This window comes from Loktanella salsilacus, from assembly GCF_024206795.1.
In the GTDB taxonomy this organism is placed as follows: Bacteria; Pseudomonadota; Alphaproteobacteria; order Rhodobacterales; family Rhodobacteraceae; genus Loktanella; species Loktanella salsilacus.
Map to the genome: position 1 here is coordinate 2,396,202 of NZ_CP072994.1, position 13,339 is coordinate 2,409,540.

Sequence of the window (13,339 nt, forward strand, 5' to 3'; positions counted from 1 at the left end):
GCCTAGCCAAACCGGTTCGGGTGGGTGTCCGGCTGTCTGCAATACCAGACCAGCAGGATGATCCACCCGATGATCGGGATCAGGCTTAGCAAGATCCACCAGCCCGATTTGTCGATATCATGCAGCCTGCGCGCGCTTAGCGCGAAGGACGGGATGATGGTCGCCAGCGCCCACAATCCGCCAAGGATGCCTGCGCTGGACGTGCCAAAGATTATCGCATCCAGAACGCCAAGGGCGAGGCTGACCAGAATGTTGTCCAGCTGCCAGAACCAAAACTCACCCCGATTGCTGCGGCCGCTGAATTGCGTGTAGCGATTAAAGAACTGCTTGAACGCGTCGCTTAGGCCCGATTGGCGACGATAATCGCGCGCGCCCATCGCGGCTTGTCCGGCATGGGTTCCGGCGAGCGCAGGATGCACCGGCACGGCGGGGCGCGGCGGGGTTACGCCCTCAATATGGCGGTGCGCGGGTTCCCAGTTTTCCAGCGTATTGGTCCAGACCAGCGTATCAGGGCCGACGGTGCCATCCCGCACCAAGGCGACAAATTCGTCTTTTTCGATCGGCCCTGCCTCGGTCCCATCGTTTGCGTAATACCACTGTGCCATTGGCGAAATCCCTCATTTTATTATGCCTGCAAGCTGCCTTAAATCGCGCCGTGCTGTAAAGTGACGTAAAGGCGCAAAGCACGGCAAAGATGGACTTCTCTTTGCCCAACCGTCACAATCTGCCGGATCAAACGGGGGCCTTTTCATGTATCGCGCAGCTATTACCGGAACCGGGGTTTTCACCCCGTCCGAGGTTATCACCAACGCAGAACTTGTCACGGCGTTCAACGCCTATGCGGACAAGTACAACGCGGCCCACGCAGGCCAGATCGCGGCGGGCGATCTGCCAGCCAAGGCGCATTCGTCCGTTGATTTCATCGTCGCCGCGTCCGGAATCGAGCAGCGCCACGTGATCGACAAAACCGGCGTGCTGGACCCAGACCGCATGTATCCCCACCTGCGCGCCCGCACGGATGAAGAGCCGAGCCTGATGGCCGAAATCGGCGTTGATGCAATTAATACCGCGCTGGCGCAGGCTGGCATCAGCGCCGATCAAGTCGATCTGGTGATCTGCGCCGCATCGAACATCGAACGTGCCTACCCTGCCGTTGCTGTAGAGATTCAGCAGCTGATCGGTGCTGGCGGCTTTGCCTTTGACATGAACGTCGCCTGTTCGTCCGCGACCTTTGGCATCCAGACCGCCGCCGACATGATCCGCACCGGCTCTGTGCGCACCGCCGTTGTCGTGAACCCAGAGATCACCAGCGCCCACCTAGAATGGCGCGACCGGGATTGTCATTTCATCTTTGGCGACGTGGCCACGGCGACGGTTCTGCAACGCAGTGAGGATGCAAAAGGCGAACATTTCATCATCCGCTCTACCCGCTGTGCGACCGTGTTCAGCAATAACATCCGCAATAACGCTGGCTTTATGCGGATGGCGCGCGACCAGATGGAAGACCGCCGGGACATGCAGTTCATACAAAACGGGCGCAAAGTGTTCAAAGAAGTGCTGCCGCTGGTCAGCCAGCATATGGCCGATCACATGGCGGACGAAGGCATCACCGCGGACGATCTAAAGCGCCTTTGGCTGCATCAGGCCAACAAGGCCATGAACGATTATATCGGCAAAAAGGTGCTTGGCCGCGAACCTGCGCCGGGCGAGCAGCCCAACATCCTGCAGGATTACGCGAACACGTCTTCTGCCGGATCGATCATCGCATTCGCGCAGAATTCGGATGATCTAAAGCCGGGCGATTTGGGCATCATCTGCTCTTTTGGCGCGGGCTATTCCGTCGGCTCTGTGGTCGTCGAAAAAGCGTAAAGCGCGCCTTGGGCGGCGTCAGTAGGTGACGTCGCCTTCAAGGTGCAACTTCATACGCAGCAATACTTTTTGCAGCTGAGTCGTCTCAGCCAACAGACGCCGCGCCTCGTTCGCGCTGATCGTGCCGTCCTGAATGCTTTCGTGATATTCCGCCATCAGCTGCGCGAACCGCTGGCTAAGCTGCACGACGTCGGAATTGACGTTGCCAGACCCACTGCCTTCATCCTGCCCCAGCGAAAACGTCGCGCCGCGCAGTTCTGCGAGCGCGGCCGTGACATGAGGATGGCTTGCAGCCGCCTCTAACGCGGCCACGGCATCGACGGGCATGAAACGGCCGCTATGCTCGGCGTCCTCTGAATAATAACGGCCCAGCGTCGCCTTCGACTTGCCCGTCAGTTCGCACGCCGCAGTGATGCCCACATCCTTGACCAAAGCTTCGGTGTGCCGCTTAAGGTAGGTGTGAAAACGGGTCATCTGAGATCCTTCAAGGTCCGCCGCCACGTTGCGGCGTTGCTGCAATTGCATAAGGCTAAGTTTGCGCAATGTCATGACCTTTTGATAGGCAAGATCGTCTTGCGTCCGAATGTGATGCCCGCGTATCAGGGCACCCATGGCAAAGCTCTATTTCAATTACTCGACCATGAACGCGGGCAAATCGACCGTGCTTCTTCAGGCCAGTCACAACTATGTCGAACGCGGGATGCAGACGTTTTTGCTGACGGCGCAATTGGACACGCGTGCCGGGCAAGGCCGCATCGCCAGCCGCATCGGCATTGGCCAAGCTGCTGAAACCTTTGCGCCGGGCGATAATCTGTTCGACATGCTGCAGCGCCGGATGGCGCAGGGCCCCTGCGCTTGCGTGTTCATTGACGAGGCGCAGTTTCTGGAACCGGCCCAAGTCTGGCAACTTGCCCGCGCAGTGGACGATCTGAACGTGCCGATCATGTGCTTTGGTCTGCGCGTCGATTTCCAAGGAGAGCTGTTCCCCGGCTCTGCCACGTTGCTCGCGCTGGCGGACGACATGCGCGAAGTGCGCACGATTTGCCATTGCGGCCGCAAGGCGACGATGGTGGTGCGCAAGGATGCGGCGGGCAACGTCGTGCGCGCGGGTGATCAAGTGCAGGTTGGCGGCAATGACCGCTATGTTTCGCTGTGCCGCCGCCATTGGCGCGCGGCGATGGAAGACGTGGAACCCGACCTGCTGCTTTGACGTTGAACCATTTGAAACGGCGCGTATTTGCGGCGTCAGAGGGTACTATGTCCGACACCAAATACACCGCCCCCCATATGATGCTGCATTGGTTGATCGCAGCTCTGGTCGCGATTCAAATCGCCTTTGCCGGGGGGATGGAGGCAGCCTTTGATGCGAAATTCGAAGGCATCGAAATCGGCCTTGGTTGGAGCAGCGGCGCGATCTTTCACGCGATCCTTGGTGCCAGCATCGGTATCTTGATGGTCTGGCGACTTGGTTTACGCCTAACGACCCAAATCCCGCCCCCGCCAGAGGCACCGCGCCTGATCCAAACCGTCAGCCGTATGACGCATTGGCTATTATACGGCCTATTGATCGCGATGCCGTTTGCCGGGGCCGCAGCATGGTTCATCCCATCCCAGATCGTCGGGACCGCCCATGCGACCGCCAGCAAGCTGCTTATCGCATTGATCATCCTGCACATCGCGGGCGCGGCCTATCACCAGTTTATCGCTGGCGACAGGTCCGTGCTACGCCGCATGCTCGCCCGCTAGGCCGTCCAAAGCGCCTGCGGCAGCGGCTGCCCTTCGGCCCATGCGATGATGTTATCCAGCGCCATCTGCCCCATCGCCTCGCGCACCTCGAGCGCGGCAGTCCCAAGGTGCGGCAGCAGCACAGCGTTTTCCAGCGCCATCAGGCTGGCAGGCACCGCAGGTTCGCCATCATAGACGTCAAGCCCGGCGCGGATGCGGCCTGATTGCAGTTCAGCGATCAGGGCGCTTTGATCCACCACATCGCCCCGCGCTACGTTGACGAAAACCGCGCCGTCATTCAGTTGCGCCAGCGCTTCGGCGTCAATCAGATGTGCATTGCTGCCGCCCCCAGGCACCGTCACGACAACGATGTCCGCTTGGCTCATCAGGCTGTGCAAATCCTCGACTTGGCGCGCCGGGACGTCGACCTCTTTGGGCGAGCGGTTGAAATATATGACTGGCATATCAAAGCCGTAGTGGCCCCGGCGCGCAACGGCTTGCCCGATCCGGCCCATACCGATGATGCCAAGCCGCTTGCCCGTCACATGCGCGCCCAGCATCTGCGTCGGATGCCAGCCGGTCCATGCGCCGGCCCGTACCAACCGCTCGCCCTCGCCCGCGCGGCGGCTCGCCATCAGAATCAGCGTCAGCGCGATATCCGCCGTCGCGTCGGTGACAACATCGGGCGTGTTCGACACATGGATGCCAGCGGCCTGCGCCGCCGCAATGTCGATATGGTTAAAGCCTACGCCAAAGCTGCCGATCATGCCGCAGCGCTTGTGCGGCACAGCAAAGGCCATGTCGCTAAAGCTATCGCCAAGCGTACACAGGATCGCGTCATAATCTTGCAGCGCGGCACCAGCCTCTGCCACGTTTAGCCCGTCGGTGCGGTCCAGCACGGTGACGTCAAACCGGGCCTGCGCCGCGGCGATTGTGGCGGCGGGAAAGGCCCGCGTCAGCAGAAGTTTCTTCAATGTAGGCGTCCTCCTAAAGGTACGTCTTGGTCAGGGGCAATCAGCACAACCGCGCCGTCTGCATCAGGCATGCCAAGCACCAGCACCTCTGACATGAACTTACCGATCTGGCGCGGTGGAAAGTTCACGACTGCGCAGACCATGCGCCCAATCAGCGCCTCTGGCGTGTAATGAACGGTCAGCTGCGCGCTGGTTTTGCGGGTGCCGATGTCCGGGCCAAAGTCGATCCACAGCTTGATCGCAGGCTTGCGCGCCTCGGGATAAGCCTCTGCCTGTGTGACGCGGCCAACGCGGATATCGACGGCGGCGAAGTCGTCAAAGGTAATGTCAGCCACGCGACAATTCCTCGCTCCGCGCTGCTGCCGCCGCAACCGCCCGCGCCATCAACTTTGGCAAGCCGTTTTCGCCGTCCATCAACACCTCTAGCGCAGCTTGCGTCGTCCCATTCGGGCTGGTCACATTGCGCCGCAGCTGCGCCGGATCCTCAGCGCTGTCTTCGGCCAACTGCCCAGCGCCGCCGACTGTCGCCTTGGCAAGCGCCATGGCAAGATCGGGCGCAAGGCCCTGCGCTACCCCAGCCGCAGCCAGTGTTTCGATCAGGTGAAAGACATAGGCCGGACCCGACCCACTCACGGCGGTGACGGCGTCCATCTGCGCTTCATGATCAAGGCGCACGGTCTGCCCTACGGCCCCCATCAGCGCCTCAGCCAAGGCGATATGATCTGCGCTTGCTGCGGCGTTACCAATCAAAGCCGAAATGCCGCGCCCGATGGCTGCCGGTGTATTCGGCATGGTGCGCACGATCGGCGTGGCCGCGCCAAAAGCGGCCTCGAACCGGGCCAGCGGCGTGCCGGCCGCGACGGACACGAACAACGTCCCGCCCCCGCCCAGCGCCTGCATCGACGGCAGCGCATCGCCCATCATCTGCGGCTTGACCGCAACCAAGGCGACCGCAGGATCATCTGGCAGGCCCGCATTGATATGAACGCCCGTCTTTTGTAGCCGGTCGCTTGGTGCCGGATCAAGCACCCAGACCGATGCCGCGGGCAAACCGCCCTTCAGCCAGCCGTCCAGCAAGGCAGAGCCCATCTTACCGCAGCCCAGCAGCACCAGCCCGCGGCGCGCCACATCATCCATGTTCATCGCAAATCCCCTCGACTTTTCGCAAGACTAGGCAGCCGGATAAGCGGGCACAACATCTTGTGCCACGCAGCCGTCGCCTTCGCGCCGAAAATATTAAGGCCCCGGCCCGCGTCAAAGCCCGGCCCTACCTTCTTCTGGTTGAAAATACCTCGGGGGTGCGGGGGCTGGCCCCCGCTTATGCCGCGTCAGGCGCGACCGTAAGCCTCGCCAATGGCAATGCGAATGGCCTCGGCCGGTGTGCGCTCTGCCCAAGTGACCAGCTGCAGCGCGGGGTAATAGCGCTCGCAGCTGCTGACGGCCGTGTGGATCATGGTGTCAATCTGCTCTGGGCTTGCGACCTGCTCGCCTGCCAGCACAAGGCCGTAGCGGTAGACCATCATCTTTTGCTCTGGCCACCAGGTAAAAGTGCCCGCCCAGCTGTCGTCGTTGATCGTGTTCAGCGCTTCGTACAGCGCCTGCGTGCGGTGGGCTGGCGGCTCCATCTCGAAGGTGCAGATCAGGCGCAGCGTCTCGTCGCGGTCGGACCAAGACAGGGTGATCGCATAGGTGCGCCACTGTCCTTCGACTTGCATCGCGATCTGGTTGTCTGCAATGCGGTCAAATTCCCACGCATGGTGCTCTGCCAGCGACTCCACCAGATCGATAGGGTGCAGATCTTCGGTCTCGAAATAATGCTCAGTCAGTGCCATCGTCTCTGCCTCACTCTCATGTGCCAGGATCAAAGCGTGTCCCCAGCACTATGTCACTGCTCTAGTGACGGTATGGTTCTTGTTTGTCCCCTACGACATATGGTGCGGCCAAGGCGCAGCCCTGTAAAGACGGTTTATGGGGATAACTACCTGTTTCGCGCTTTTTCGCGCTGTTATGCACAAGATATCGCGATTTCAGCGCCAAATCCACTGGTCATCATGCGCTTCACCGCAATGTGCGAGCCAACCGGCAAGGGTCCGCCCATAGGCGGGAAGTGACGCACAAACGAAAGCCCCCCGCGCACGGGGCACGGGGGGCTTCGTATTCAACCTGCTCAATTGCAGATCTAAGCAGCTTACTCAGCTGGCAGCATCACGGTGTCGATGACGTGGACGACGCCGTTCGACTGGAACACGTCGGCTTGGGTCACGGTCGCAACTTGGCCGCGCTCGTCGGTCAGTGTGATCATCGTGTTGTCGCCTTCGCCGGACTTTTCGACGTTCAGGACACAGCCGCCAACGGTGGTGACAGGGTGCATGCCGCCATCATTGTCGATCATACCCATGATCGCGGTCGAGTTCGCGTCAGCCGCAACGACGTGGCAGGCCAGAATTTCAGCCAGCGCAGCTTGGTTTTCAGGCTTCAGCAGCTCTGCAACCTGGTCTTGGTCCAGCTTTGCGAATGCGTCGTTGGTTGGTGCGAAAACGGTGAACGGGCCTTCGCCGGACAGCGTGTCAACCAGACCAGCGGCCTGCACGGCTGCGACCAGCGTGGTCAGGTTTTCGGCGTTGGACGCGTTCTGAACGATTGTCATGTCGGGCAGCATCTCTGCGCCGCCAACCATTGGGTTGCCGTCAGCGCTCATGTGGGATTCTGCGACTGCAGCGCCCGTGGTCAGGGCAAACACAGCAGCGGCGGTCATCATTTTGGACTTCATCGACATGAGTTACTCTTTCTAAACAATGCAGCCCGTTGTGGCCTGCGATGTCTAAGAAACGAGTGCCCGTTCAGATTAGTTTCGCCCGATCACAAACTTTATTCACAAGCGCCGGGATGCCAGCCAATCAGGCAGATCAGCGATGCTGCTCAGCACAACGTCCGCCTGCGGCGTCAGATCATCAAAGGACGCAGGCCCGGTCAGCACGCCGATACACACCATCCCCGCCGCCTGCCCAGCTGCAAGGTCATGGGTGCTATCACCAATCATGGCGCAATGCGCAGGGTCCAGCCCCGTTGCCTTGCAAAAGGCCAGCAATTGCCCCGGCGCGGGCTTGGCCCCGAAGCCACTGTCATAGCCTGCAACGAAAGCCATTTCGTCCACGATCAAGGCGTCTTCCAGATGACGCATCGCAGGAGACTCTGCATCATTGGTCACGACGCCAAGCGTATGCCCCTGCGCGCGCAGCTGCGCCATCAGCACCTGTAAATCAGCCGCAGGCACTTGTGGCACCCCGGCCGATATTTCGTTCATCCGGTCCGTCAGCGCCTGCAGGTCGGTTTGCGCAGTCAGGCCAGCGATGACTTCAGCCACGACATAGGTCGGCTCTGCAATCACCACGCTGCCGGGGTGGAACCTGTTGTGTGTCAAATCATAGCCCAAGGCCTGCGCAAGGCTGGTAATAAGAGCCGGATCACCGCCCGCTTCTGCCACCAAAAGCGTGCGTACAACAGCGCCCCAGGTTGCGTTGAAATCAAACAGCGTGCCGTCTTTGTCGAAAATCAGCCCCTTGATCGGGCCTTTAGGCTGCACGCTTATGTCCAATGGACTTGCTCTGCGCCCGGCAGGGCATAGCGCGCCTGCAATGGGGCGTCATAGGGCAACGCGCGCGCATCGCAAAAGGCCATGACCCAATCATCACGCTGCGTCAAAAAATCCAGAACAGACGCCAGAAACGATGGGTCCGTTGCGCCGCGGCGCATGTCGTCAGGTGACAAACCGCTGGCCCCCATAAAGGCACCTGACAATTCTTCGTCGGCCGCCACATGGCCCAGCGCCTGAAGCGCGAGGACCTCTGCATATTCGGGAGTCATCCGTGATCCTTTACGAAGGTGAACACTTTTTTAATCAATCAGCGTCAAAGTGGTGGGGCGATGGTGAAACCGTCAGATAAGGATTGCAAGATGTCCGGCAAAATATTGATCGTCGACAGTGTCTCGACCAACCGCATTGTCCTACGGGTCAAGATGCTTGCCGCGAAGTATGATGTAGAAGCCGTTGCAACCTGTGCCGAAGCTATGGTGCGAATCGCATCGGCTCCGCCTGATCTGGTGTTGATTAACCTGACAGATCCGACAGAAGACGGACATGACTTTTGCCGCACCCTCCGCGGCGATCCAGCGACCTGCCATATCGCGATTATTTCGGTCGGGGCCACGGATACCAGTACAGCGCGCTTTGGGGCGCTTGACGCCGGGGCCGACGACGTCCTGCCCCGCCCCATTAGCGATACCTTACTTCTGGCCCGGGTTCGCAGCCTGATGCGCCGCCGCAACCTATCAAGAGAGTTGCAAATGCGCGACGGCACCAATCGCAACTTTGGGCTAGAGGAAACGCGCGCCCCCCGGATTGCCCCCGCGCGCATTACCCTTCTGTCCGACTGCACTAACGCAGCAAAAAGTATGCAAGCGCAGCTTGAAGCCGGACTGAACCAGCGCATTCGGGTCACAAACTCTGACTGCGCCCTGATCGACGATGACAGCGTCGGCAAAACCGACCTATTTGTGATCGATGGCAGCACGGCGCAGCTATCTGCGGGACAGCTATTCCGCCTTGTCGCGGACCTGCGCGCACGCGAATCCACGCGCTTATCGGCCCAGCTGATTCTGTTGCCGCGCAAACATACGGAAACCGCGGCGATGTTGCTTGATCTGGGTGCCGACGATCTGATCTTGGGGGATGTGACAGCCGACGAATTGACGCTACGGGTGCGATCCTTGCTGCGGCACAAGTTTAATCAGGATCGGTTGCGCGAAACGCTGCGCGACGGATTTAATGCGGCCATGACCGACCCGCTGACGGGACTGTATAACCGCCGATATGCCGAAACCCATTTGCGCCACATCGCGGAAAAGGCGCATGCGACGGGGTGCCAATACGGATTGATGATGATCGATATCGACCACTTCAAACGGATCAATGATGGCTTTGGCCATGCCGCTGGTGACCGGGTGCTTTGCGGTCTTGCTGATCGCCTGCGCCAGAACTTCCGCCCAGAAGACCTTGTCGCGCGTATCGGCGGAGAAGAGTTCCTGATCGCCATGCCACGCACCACCTTGGAAGAGGTGAAAGCCGCAGCGCAGCGTTTGCGGCGTCTGGTAAACATCCGGCCCTTTCCCATTGGCGACGGCAAAAGCGATCTGCATGTCACGATTTCGGTCGGGGTCGCGATTGATTCGCAAAACCCAGACGAGATGACGAGCCTTGGTGATCTGTTCGAAAGGGCCGATGCCGCGCTTTATGTCGCCAAAGCAAATGGGCGGGACGCCATTTCGGTGAGCCAGACGGCTGCTTAGCGGCGCGTTCGGATGCAGCAAGTCATCTTATCGCCCTGTTGAAAAATGGCGCACCGTTCATCAACGGTGCGCCATTATCGTGTCAAAATCCGGTAAAACTCACTCGGACGCAATATCAAGCCAATCAGCTAAGTGATAAATCACTTTTCGGGCCGTCGGCCCTCGCCCTGCTGCAAACGGCCCGCAAGCCCAATGCGGTCTGCGGGGGACATGGCGTCGATACGGTCGGCCAGCACGCTGGCTGCGATATCCTGCACTTTCGCGGCACGGCCGATTGGCCGCGCCAAAGTTGCACGTAATGCGTCAGGATCATACGGATCGGCGGACAGGGCAGTGACCAGATCAGCCAGATCATCCGCCCGCGCCCGGCGCGGCGGCATTTCGGGGCGCTGTTTTAGCGCATCACGGATCGCAAGCCGGTCTTCTGGCAGCAGCGCGCGTGCAACAGGGCCAAGGCTCATGTCAAAATCGCGCGGCGGCTTTCCATCGTGGCCCCGCACGGTAAATCCAAGCGCCAGCCCGGCGACGGCCAAGTTGACCGCTAAGGACAATGCCAGTGCGATCCGCATGATACGCGTGCGGCGCGAGGGGGGAAACGGATCAGCCATCGGTAGGGTCCTCGAACAACATAAGGTCGGTTTCAGGCAGGAAAGTCACAGATTGGGTCGTGCCAATCATCGTGGCGGCAAAGCTTTCGACCCCCGCGGGCGGCGCAACACCGACCCATAGGCCGGTTAGACCCGCAGCCAGGACACCGCTCCACGCAGGCCAGCCGCCAATCAGATCCCGCAGCCAGCCGATGCGCGACGCGCGCTGCTGCGGCTTAATCGTTCCGGGGGCTGGCTGCAGTGCAGCGGCATCCGCCAGCACCCGCGCCATCAGATCGTCCGATGGGGGCACCGCCGTGCGCTGCGCCGCGTTCAGCAATTGGTCCAGATCGTTCATGTCCCGTTCAGTCATCATCATACCCCAAAGCTTCGCGTTGATCTGCCAAGGCCGCTGACAGCGCTCTTTTCCCACGCGCCGTCAGGCTTTCAACAGCCCGCGGCGAAATATCCATAATCGCGGCAATTTCAGGGTTTGATAGCCCCTCTAGGTGCCGCAGTGCGACCGCTTGCGCCTGCCGGTCTGGCAATTGCGCCAAAGCATCCGACAAGGCGCGCAGACGTGTTTCGTCCTGAATGACCGCCGCTGCGCCCGGCGCTGTATCTGCGGGCTCTGCGATCTGGTCCAGACCGACACCGCCGCGTTTTCGCCGCCGCAGCCGATCTGTGCATAGGTTTGCGACCACGCGGTACAGCCACGTGCTGACCTGCGCTTCGCCTTGACGCCAGTCCGGCGCGATCTTCCACAGGCGCATCATCGCCTCTTGGGCGACGTCTTCTGCCTCGGCCCGGTCTTGCAACATCCGCACAGCCTGCCCCATGACGCAGGGCAATAGGCGCGCAGATAGATCACGCGCCGCCGCAGGATCGCCGTTGGCATAGGCCACCAGAAGGGCAGAGTCCGGGATTTGGTCCGCGTCTGATGACAAGTCGATCATATCCCGCATAACTTACGCCGTTCGTATAGGGGTCGCAACGGCCGGGGGCGATGCACCACCCCGGCCGTTGCCGTTCAGTTTAGCCGCGCTGCTTGCGGCCTTTGCCGTCACGCTCACCATGACCTTTGCGGTCGCCGTGGCCCATACGGTCACCCGCGGCGGCGAATTCGTCCGCGTCCACGGTGCCGTCGTCATTGGCATCCATGCGATCGAACATCTTCTCCATCCGGTCGCCTTTCGGGCCCATTTCTTCGGCTTGCAGCAGGCCGTCACCGTTTTCGTCGTGCTGTTCGATCATCTTGGCCGTGCGCTCTGCCCGGCGTTGATCGGCTTGCGCGGTCAGCTCTTCTGCGGACAGGCCGCCGTCGCCGTTCGTGTCAGCAGCGGCGAAACGTGCCGCGCCTTGCGCTTGCAGTTCTTCCAGTGTCAGCGCGCCGTTGCCGTCCGCATCCAGCGTGGCAAAGTCAGGGCGCTCTGGCCGGTCGGGGCGATCTGCAGGTGCAGTTGTTTCGGTCCCGGTCGCGTCAGCGGTTTGCGCCCCGGCAACACCAGACAGCGTCAAGCCAGCCAACAGAGCCGTCATCATCAAAGTCGTTTTCATTTTGCATCGTCCTTGTATTTTCTACGTCGCGACGACCTTGTCTGGCCGTCGATGCAGGTAATACGCAGCCCGCGATAACTTCCGTCGCACAGCGCGCACTTTTTCTGCAGACCCCGCGACCATTGGACACAAAGGGGCCTGCGCCCCTTTCAATTTACACGCATTCGGTGCAACCAAGACAGCGAAGGAGCCACCATGTCCAACACCGATCCAGTGCAGAGCGCGCCAGAGCAGACCGTGACAGAGCGGGATACAAAGAACGCCATGTGGCGCGGCTTTTGCCGGCGCTGCCCGAACTGCGGCGAAGGCCATATGTTCACTGGGTTCCTAAAGGTCGTGGATCGCTGCCCTGTGTGTCACGAAAATCTATCGGGCCACCGCGCGGATGATGGCCCTGCCTATCTGACAATCCTGATCGTCGGGCATCTGCTTGCGCCGATCCTGATCTATAGCTTTGTTGAATTCCGCCCTGACCCCCTGCTGCTGGCGACGATCTTTACCGTTGGCACAGTGGCGCTGTCCTTGTTCCTGCTGCCGCGCCTAAAGGGGCTGGTTGTCGGGATCCAATGGGCTAACCGGATGCATGGCTTTGGCAACGCAAACTGATAAATCCGCCCTGCGCGACGCCGCCACGATCATCGTGTTGCGGCGCGGCGATACGCCGTCAGTCCTGATGGGCCAACGCGGCGCTTCGGCTGCTTTTATGCCCAGCAAGTTCGTTTTTCCGGGCGGCGCTGTGGATTTGGTTGACCATGACGTGCCTGTGCAGGGTTTGCCTGCGGGCCAAGCCGCATCACTGCAAGCCGACAGCCAGCTGCCCCCCGCCGCACTGGCCGCCGCCGCAATCAGAGAGTTGTGGGAAGAGACAGGCCATATTATCGGCGCGCCCGGCGACTGGCCCGATGCACCGCAGGGCTGGCGCGGTTATGCTGCGACAGGCCATGTGCCCGATGCCACCAACCTGCGCTATTTCTTTCGCGCGATCACACCGCAGGGCCGGCCCCGCCGCTTTGACGCGCGCTTCTTTCTGGCCGACGCAAGCGATCTGATCACCGACCCCGATGATTTCACCCGGGCCGAGGATGAGCTGTCATTGTTGCAATGGGTGCCGCTGGCGCAGGCGCGGACCTTTGATCTGCCCTTTATCACCGAAGTCGTCTTGGCCGAATTGGTCGCCCATCTTGCCGATCCGGACGCGCCCCTGTCGGTGCCGTTCTTTCGCAACGATGACGAGGCGCATCTGGTCACCCGGCTGGCGGGTGCACGGCTGATCTAACGCAG

19 protein-coding genes are annotated in these 13,339 nt (G+C 60.8%); 6 read left to right on the forward strand and 13 right to left on the reverse strand.

Annotated features, from left to right (window positions below):
• Positions 1-2 precede the first annotated feature (2 nt).
• Positions 3-605, reverse strand: a complete 603-nt coding sequence (locus tag KBW81_RS11650; RefSeq protein ID WP_090190327.1) for a DUF805 domain-containing protein — start codon at positions 603-605, stop codon at positions 3-5.
• A gap of 145 nt (positions 606-750) precedes the next feature.
• Here KBW81_RS11650 and KBW81_RS11655 point away from each other — a divergent pair, with 145 nt between their 5' ends.
• Positions 751-1,869, forward strand: a complete 1,119-nt coding sequence (locus tag KBW81_RS11655) for a beta-ketoacyl-ACP synthase III (protein WP_254247284.1) — start codon at positions 751-753, stop codon at positions 1,867-1,869.
• 18 nt (positions 1,870-1,887) lie between these two features.
• Here KBW81_RS11655 and KBW81_RS11660 read toward each other — a convergent pair whose 3' ends face one another.
• Positions 1,888-2,343: a phage regulatory CII family protein gene (locus KBW81_RS11660; protein ID WP_090190424.1), complete on the reverse strand. Its 456-nt coding sequence runs from the start codon at positions 2,341-2,343 to the stop codon at positions 1,888-1,890.
• Positions 2,344-2,479: 136 nt separating this feature from the next.
• Between KBW81_RS11660 and KBW81_RS11665 the strand changes: the two genes are divergently transcribed.
• Both KBW81_RS11665 and KBW81_RS11670 read left to right on the forward strand, forming a co-directional pair.
• Positions 2,480-3,079, forward strand: coding sequence for a thymidine kinase (locus tag KBW81_RS11665; protein ID WP_090190324.1), 600 nt, complete (start codon positions 2,480-2,482; stop codon positions 3,077-3,079).
• Positions 3,080-3,126: 47 nt separating this feature from the next.
• Positions 3,127-3,615 (forward strand): cytochrome b, encoded by a 489-nt coding sequence (locus KBW81_RS11670; protein WP_254247285.1) that lies wholly within the window; start codon positions 3,127-3,129, stop codon positions 3,613-3,615.
• On the opposite strand, the gene KBW81_RS11675 is transcribed toward KBW81_RS11670, so the two are convergent.
• The 7 genes from KBW81_RS11675 to KBW81_RS11705 all read right to left on the reverse strand — a co-directional run bounded on the left by KBW81_RS11675 (position 3,612) and on the right by KBW81_RS11705 (position 8,432).
• On the reverse strand, positions 3,612-4,568 hold the full coding sequence (locus tag KBW81_RS11675) for a 2-hydroxyacid dehydrogenase (RefSeq protein ID WP_090190321.1): 957 nt from the start codon (positions 4,566-4,568) through the stop codon (positions 3,612-3,614). The genes KBW81_RS11670 and KBW81_RS11675 overlap by 4 nt on opposite strands.
• Positions 4,565-4,903, reverse strand: a complete 339-nt coding sequence (locus KBW81_RS11680) for a tRNA-binding protein (protein ID WP_254247286.1) — start codon at positions 4,901-4,903, stop codon at positions 4,565-4,567. The genes KBW81_RS11675 and KBW81_RS11680 overlap by 4 nt, the downstream gene beginning before the upstream one ends.
• Positions 4,896-5,711 (reverse strand): pyrroline-5-carboxylate reductase, encoded by an 816-nt coding sequence (gene proC / locus KBW81_RS11685; protein WP_254247287.1) that lies wholly within the window; start codon positions 5,709-5,711, stop codon positions 4,896-4,898. Before proC ends, KBW81_RS11680 begins: the two co-directional genes overlap by 8 nt.
• A 185-nt stretch (positions 5,712-5,896) precedes the next feature.
• Entirely contained in the window at positions 5,897-6,400 is a 504-nt protein-coding gene (locus KBW81_RS11690; RefSeq protein WP_090190316.1) for a type III secretion system chaperone family protein, read from the reverse strand.
• 356 nt (positions 6,401-6,756) lie between these two features.
• The gene (locus tag KBW81_RS11695) at positions 6,757-7,338 is read right to left on the reverse strand and encodes a fasciclin domain-containing protein (RefSeq protein ID WP_254249056.1); all 582 of its coding nucleotides are present in this window, start codon (positions 7,336-7,338) and stop codon (positions 6,757-6,759) included.
• Between the two features lie 102 nt (positions 7,339-7,440).
• The gene (locus KBW81_RS11700; RefSeq protein WP_254247288.1) at positions 7,441-8,151 is read right to left on the reverse strand and encodes an HAD family hydrolase; all 711 of its coding nucleotides are present in this window, start codon (positions 8,149-8,151) and stop codon (positions 7,441-7,443) included.
• Positions 8,152-8,153: 2 nt separating this feature from the next.
• A complete protein-coding gene (locus tag KBW81_RS11705) occupies positions 8,154-8,432 on the reverse strand; it encodes a DUF3572 domain-containing protein (protein ID WP_254247289.1) in 279 nt (92 codons plus the stop codon).
• 90 nt (positions 8,433-8,522) lie between these two features.
• On the opposite strand from KBW81_RS11705, the gene KBW81_RS11710 reads away from it, so the two are divergent.
• Positions 8,523-9,914 carry a diguanylate cyclase gene (locus tag KBW81_RS11710; protein ID WP_254247290.1) on the forward strand — a complete coding sequence of 464 codons (1,392 nt, stop codon included), beginning with the start codon at positions 8,523-8,525 and terminating at the stop codon, positions 9,912-9,914.
• A 140-nt stretch (positions 9,915-10,054) separates the two neighbouring features.
• Here the strand turns inward: KBW81_RS11710 and KBW81_RS11715 are convergent, their stop codons facing one another.
• From KBW81_RS11715 to KBW81_RS11730, 4 genes are all read right to left on the reverse strand, one after another.
• On the reverse strand, positions 10,055-10,522 hold the full coding sequence (locus KBW81_RS11715; RefSeq protein ID WP_254247291.1) for a periplasmic heavy metal sensor: 468 nt from the start codon (positions 10,520-10,522) through the stop codon (positions 10,055-10,057).
• Positions 10,515-10,880: a hypothetical protein gene (locus KBW81_RS11720; RefSeq protein WP_254247292.1), complete on the reverse strand. Its 366-nt coding sequence runs from the start codon at positions 10,878-10,880 to the stop codon at positions 10,515-10,517. The genes KBW81_RS11715 and KBW81_RS11720 overlap by 8 nt, the downstream gene beginning before the upstream one ends.
• Positions 10,867-11,466, reverse strand: a complete 600-nt coding sequence (locus KBW81_RS11725) for an RNA polymerase sigma factor (RefSeq protein ID WP_254247293.1) — start codon at positions 11,464-11,466, stop codon at positions 10,867-10,869. The genes KBW81_RS11720 and KBW81_RS11725 overlap by 14 nt, the downstream gene beginning before the upstream one ends.
• A 70-nt stretch (positions 11,467-11,536) precedes the next feature.
• Positions 11,537-12,058, reverse strand: coding sequence for an EF-hand domain-containing protein (locus tag KBW81_RS11730; protein ID WP_254247294.1), 522 nt, complete (start codon positions 12,056-12,058; stop codon positions 11,537-11,539).
• A 195-nt stretch (positions 12,059-12,253) separates the two neighbouring features.
• Here KBW81_RS11730 and KBW81_RS11735 point away from each other — a divergent pair, with 195 nt between their 5' ends.
• Both KBW81_RS11735 and KBW81_RS11740 read left to right on the forward strand, forming a co-directional pair.
• Positions 12,254-12,664 (forward strand): DUF983 domain-containing protein, encoded by a 411-nt coding sequence (locus tag KBW81_RS11735; protein ID WP_090190303.1) that lies wholly within the window; start codon positions 12,254-12,256, stop codon positions 12,662-12,664.
• A complete protein-coding gene (locus tag KBW81_RS11740) occupies positions 12,648-13,334 on the forward strand; it encodes an NUDIX hydrolase (protein ID WP_245754246.1) in 687 nt (228 codons plus the stop codon). The genes KBW81_RS11735 and KBW81_RS11740 overlap by 17 nt, the downstream gene beginning before the upstream one ends.
• Positions 13,335-13,339 lie beyond the last annotated feature (5 nt).

What these genes read in the sequence shown, in the direction of transcription:
- KBW81_RS11650 (WP_090190327.1), bottom strand. Translation starts at nt 605, where the DNA reads ATGGCACAGTGGTATTACGCAAACGATGGGACCGAGGCAGGGCCGATC.
- KBW81_RS11655 (WP_254247284.1), top strand. Translation starts at nt 751, where the DNA reads ATGTATCGCGCAGCTATTACCGGAACCGGGGTTTTCACCCCGTCCGAG.
- KBW81_RS11660 (WP_090190424.1), bottom strand. Translation starts at nt 2,343, where the DNA reads ATGACCCGTTTTCACACCTACCTTAAGCGGCACACCGAAGCTTTGGTC.
- KBW81_RS11665 (WP_090190324.1), top strand. Translation starts at nt 2,480, where the DNA reads ATGGCAAAGCTCTATTTCAATTACTCGACCATGAACGCGGGCAAATCG.
- KBW81_RS11670 (WP_254247285.1), top strand. Translation starts at nt 3,127, where the DNA reads ATGTCCGACACCAAATACACCGCCCCCCATATGATGCTGCATTGGTTG.
- proC (WP_254247287.1), bottom strand. Translation starts at nt 5,711, where the DNA reads ATGAACATGGATGATGTGGCGCGCCGCGGGCTGGTGCTGCTGGGCTGC.
- KBW81_RS11690 (WP_090190316.1), bottom strand. Translation starts at nt 6,400, where the DNA reads ATGGCACTGACTGAGCATTATTTCGAGACCGAAGATCTGCACCCTATC.
- KBW81_RS11695 (WP_254249056.1), bottom strand. Translation starts at nt 7,338, where the DNA reads ATGAAGTCCAAAATGATGACCGCCGCTGCTGTGTTTGCCCTGACCACG.
- KBW81_RS11705 (WP_254247289.1), bottom strand. Translation starts at nt 8,432, where the DNA reads ATGACTCCCGAATATGCAGAGGTCCTCGCGCTTCAGGCGCTGGGCCAT.
- KBW81_RS11710 (WP_254247290.1), top strand. Translation starts at nt 8,523, where the DNA reads ATGTCCGGCAAAATATTGATCGTCGACAGTGTCTCGACCAACCGCATT.
- KBW81_RS11715 (WP_254247291.1), bottom strand. Translation starts at nt 10,522, where the DNA reads ATGGCTGATCCGTTTCCCCCCTCGCGCCGCACGCGTATCATGCGGATC.
- KBW81_RS11720 (WP_254247292.1), bottom strand. Translation starts at nt 10,880, where the DNA reads ATGATGATGACTGAACGGGACATGAACGATCTGGACCAATTGCTGAAC.
- KBW81_RS11725 (WP_254247293.1), bottom strand. Translation starts at nt 11,466, where the DNA reads ATGCGGGATATGATCGACTTGTCATCAGACGCGGACCAAATCCCGGAC.
- KBW81_RS11730 (WP_254247294.1), bottom strand. Translation starts at nt 12,058, where the DNA reads ATGAAAACGACTTTGATGATGACGGCTCTGTTGGCTGGCTTGACGCTG.
- KBW81_RS11735 (WP_090190303.1), top strand. Translation starts at nt 12,254, where the DNA reads ATGTCCAACACCGATCCAGTGCAGAGCGCGCCAGAGCAGACCGTGACA.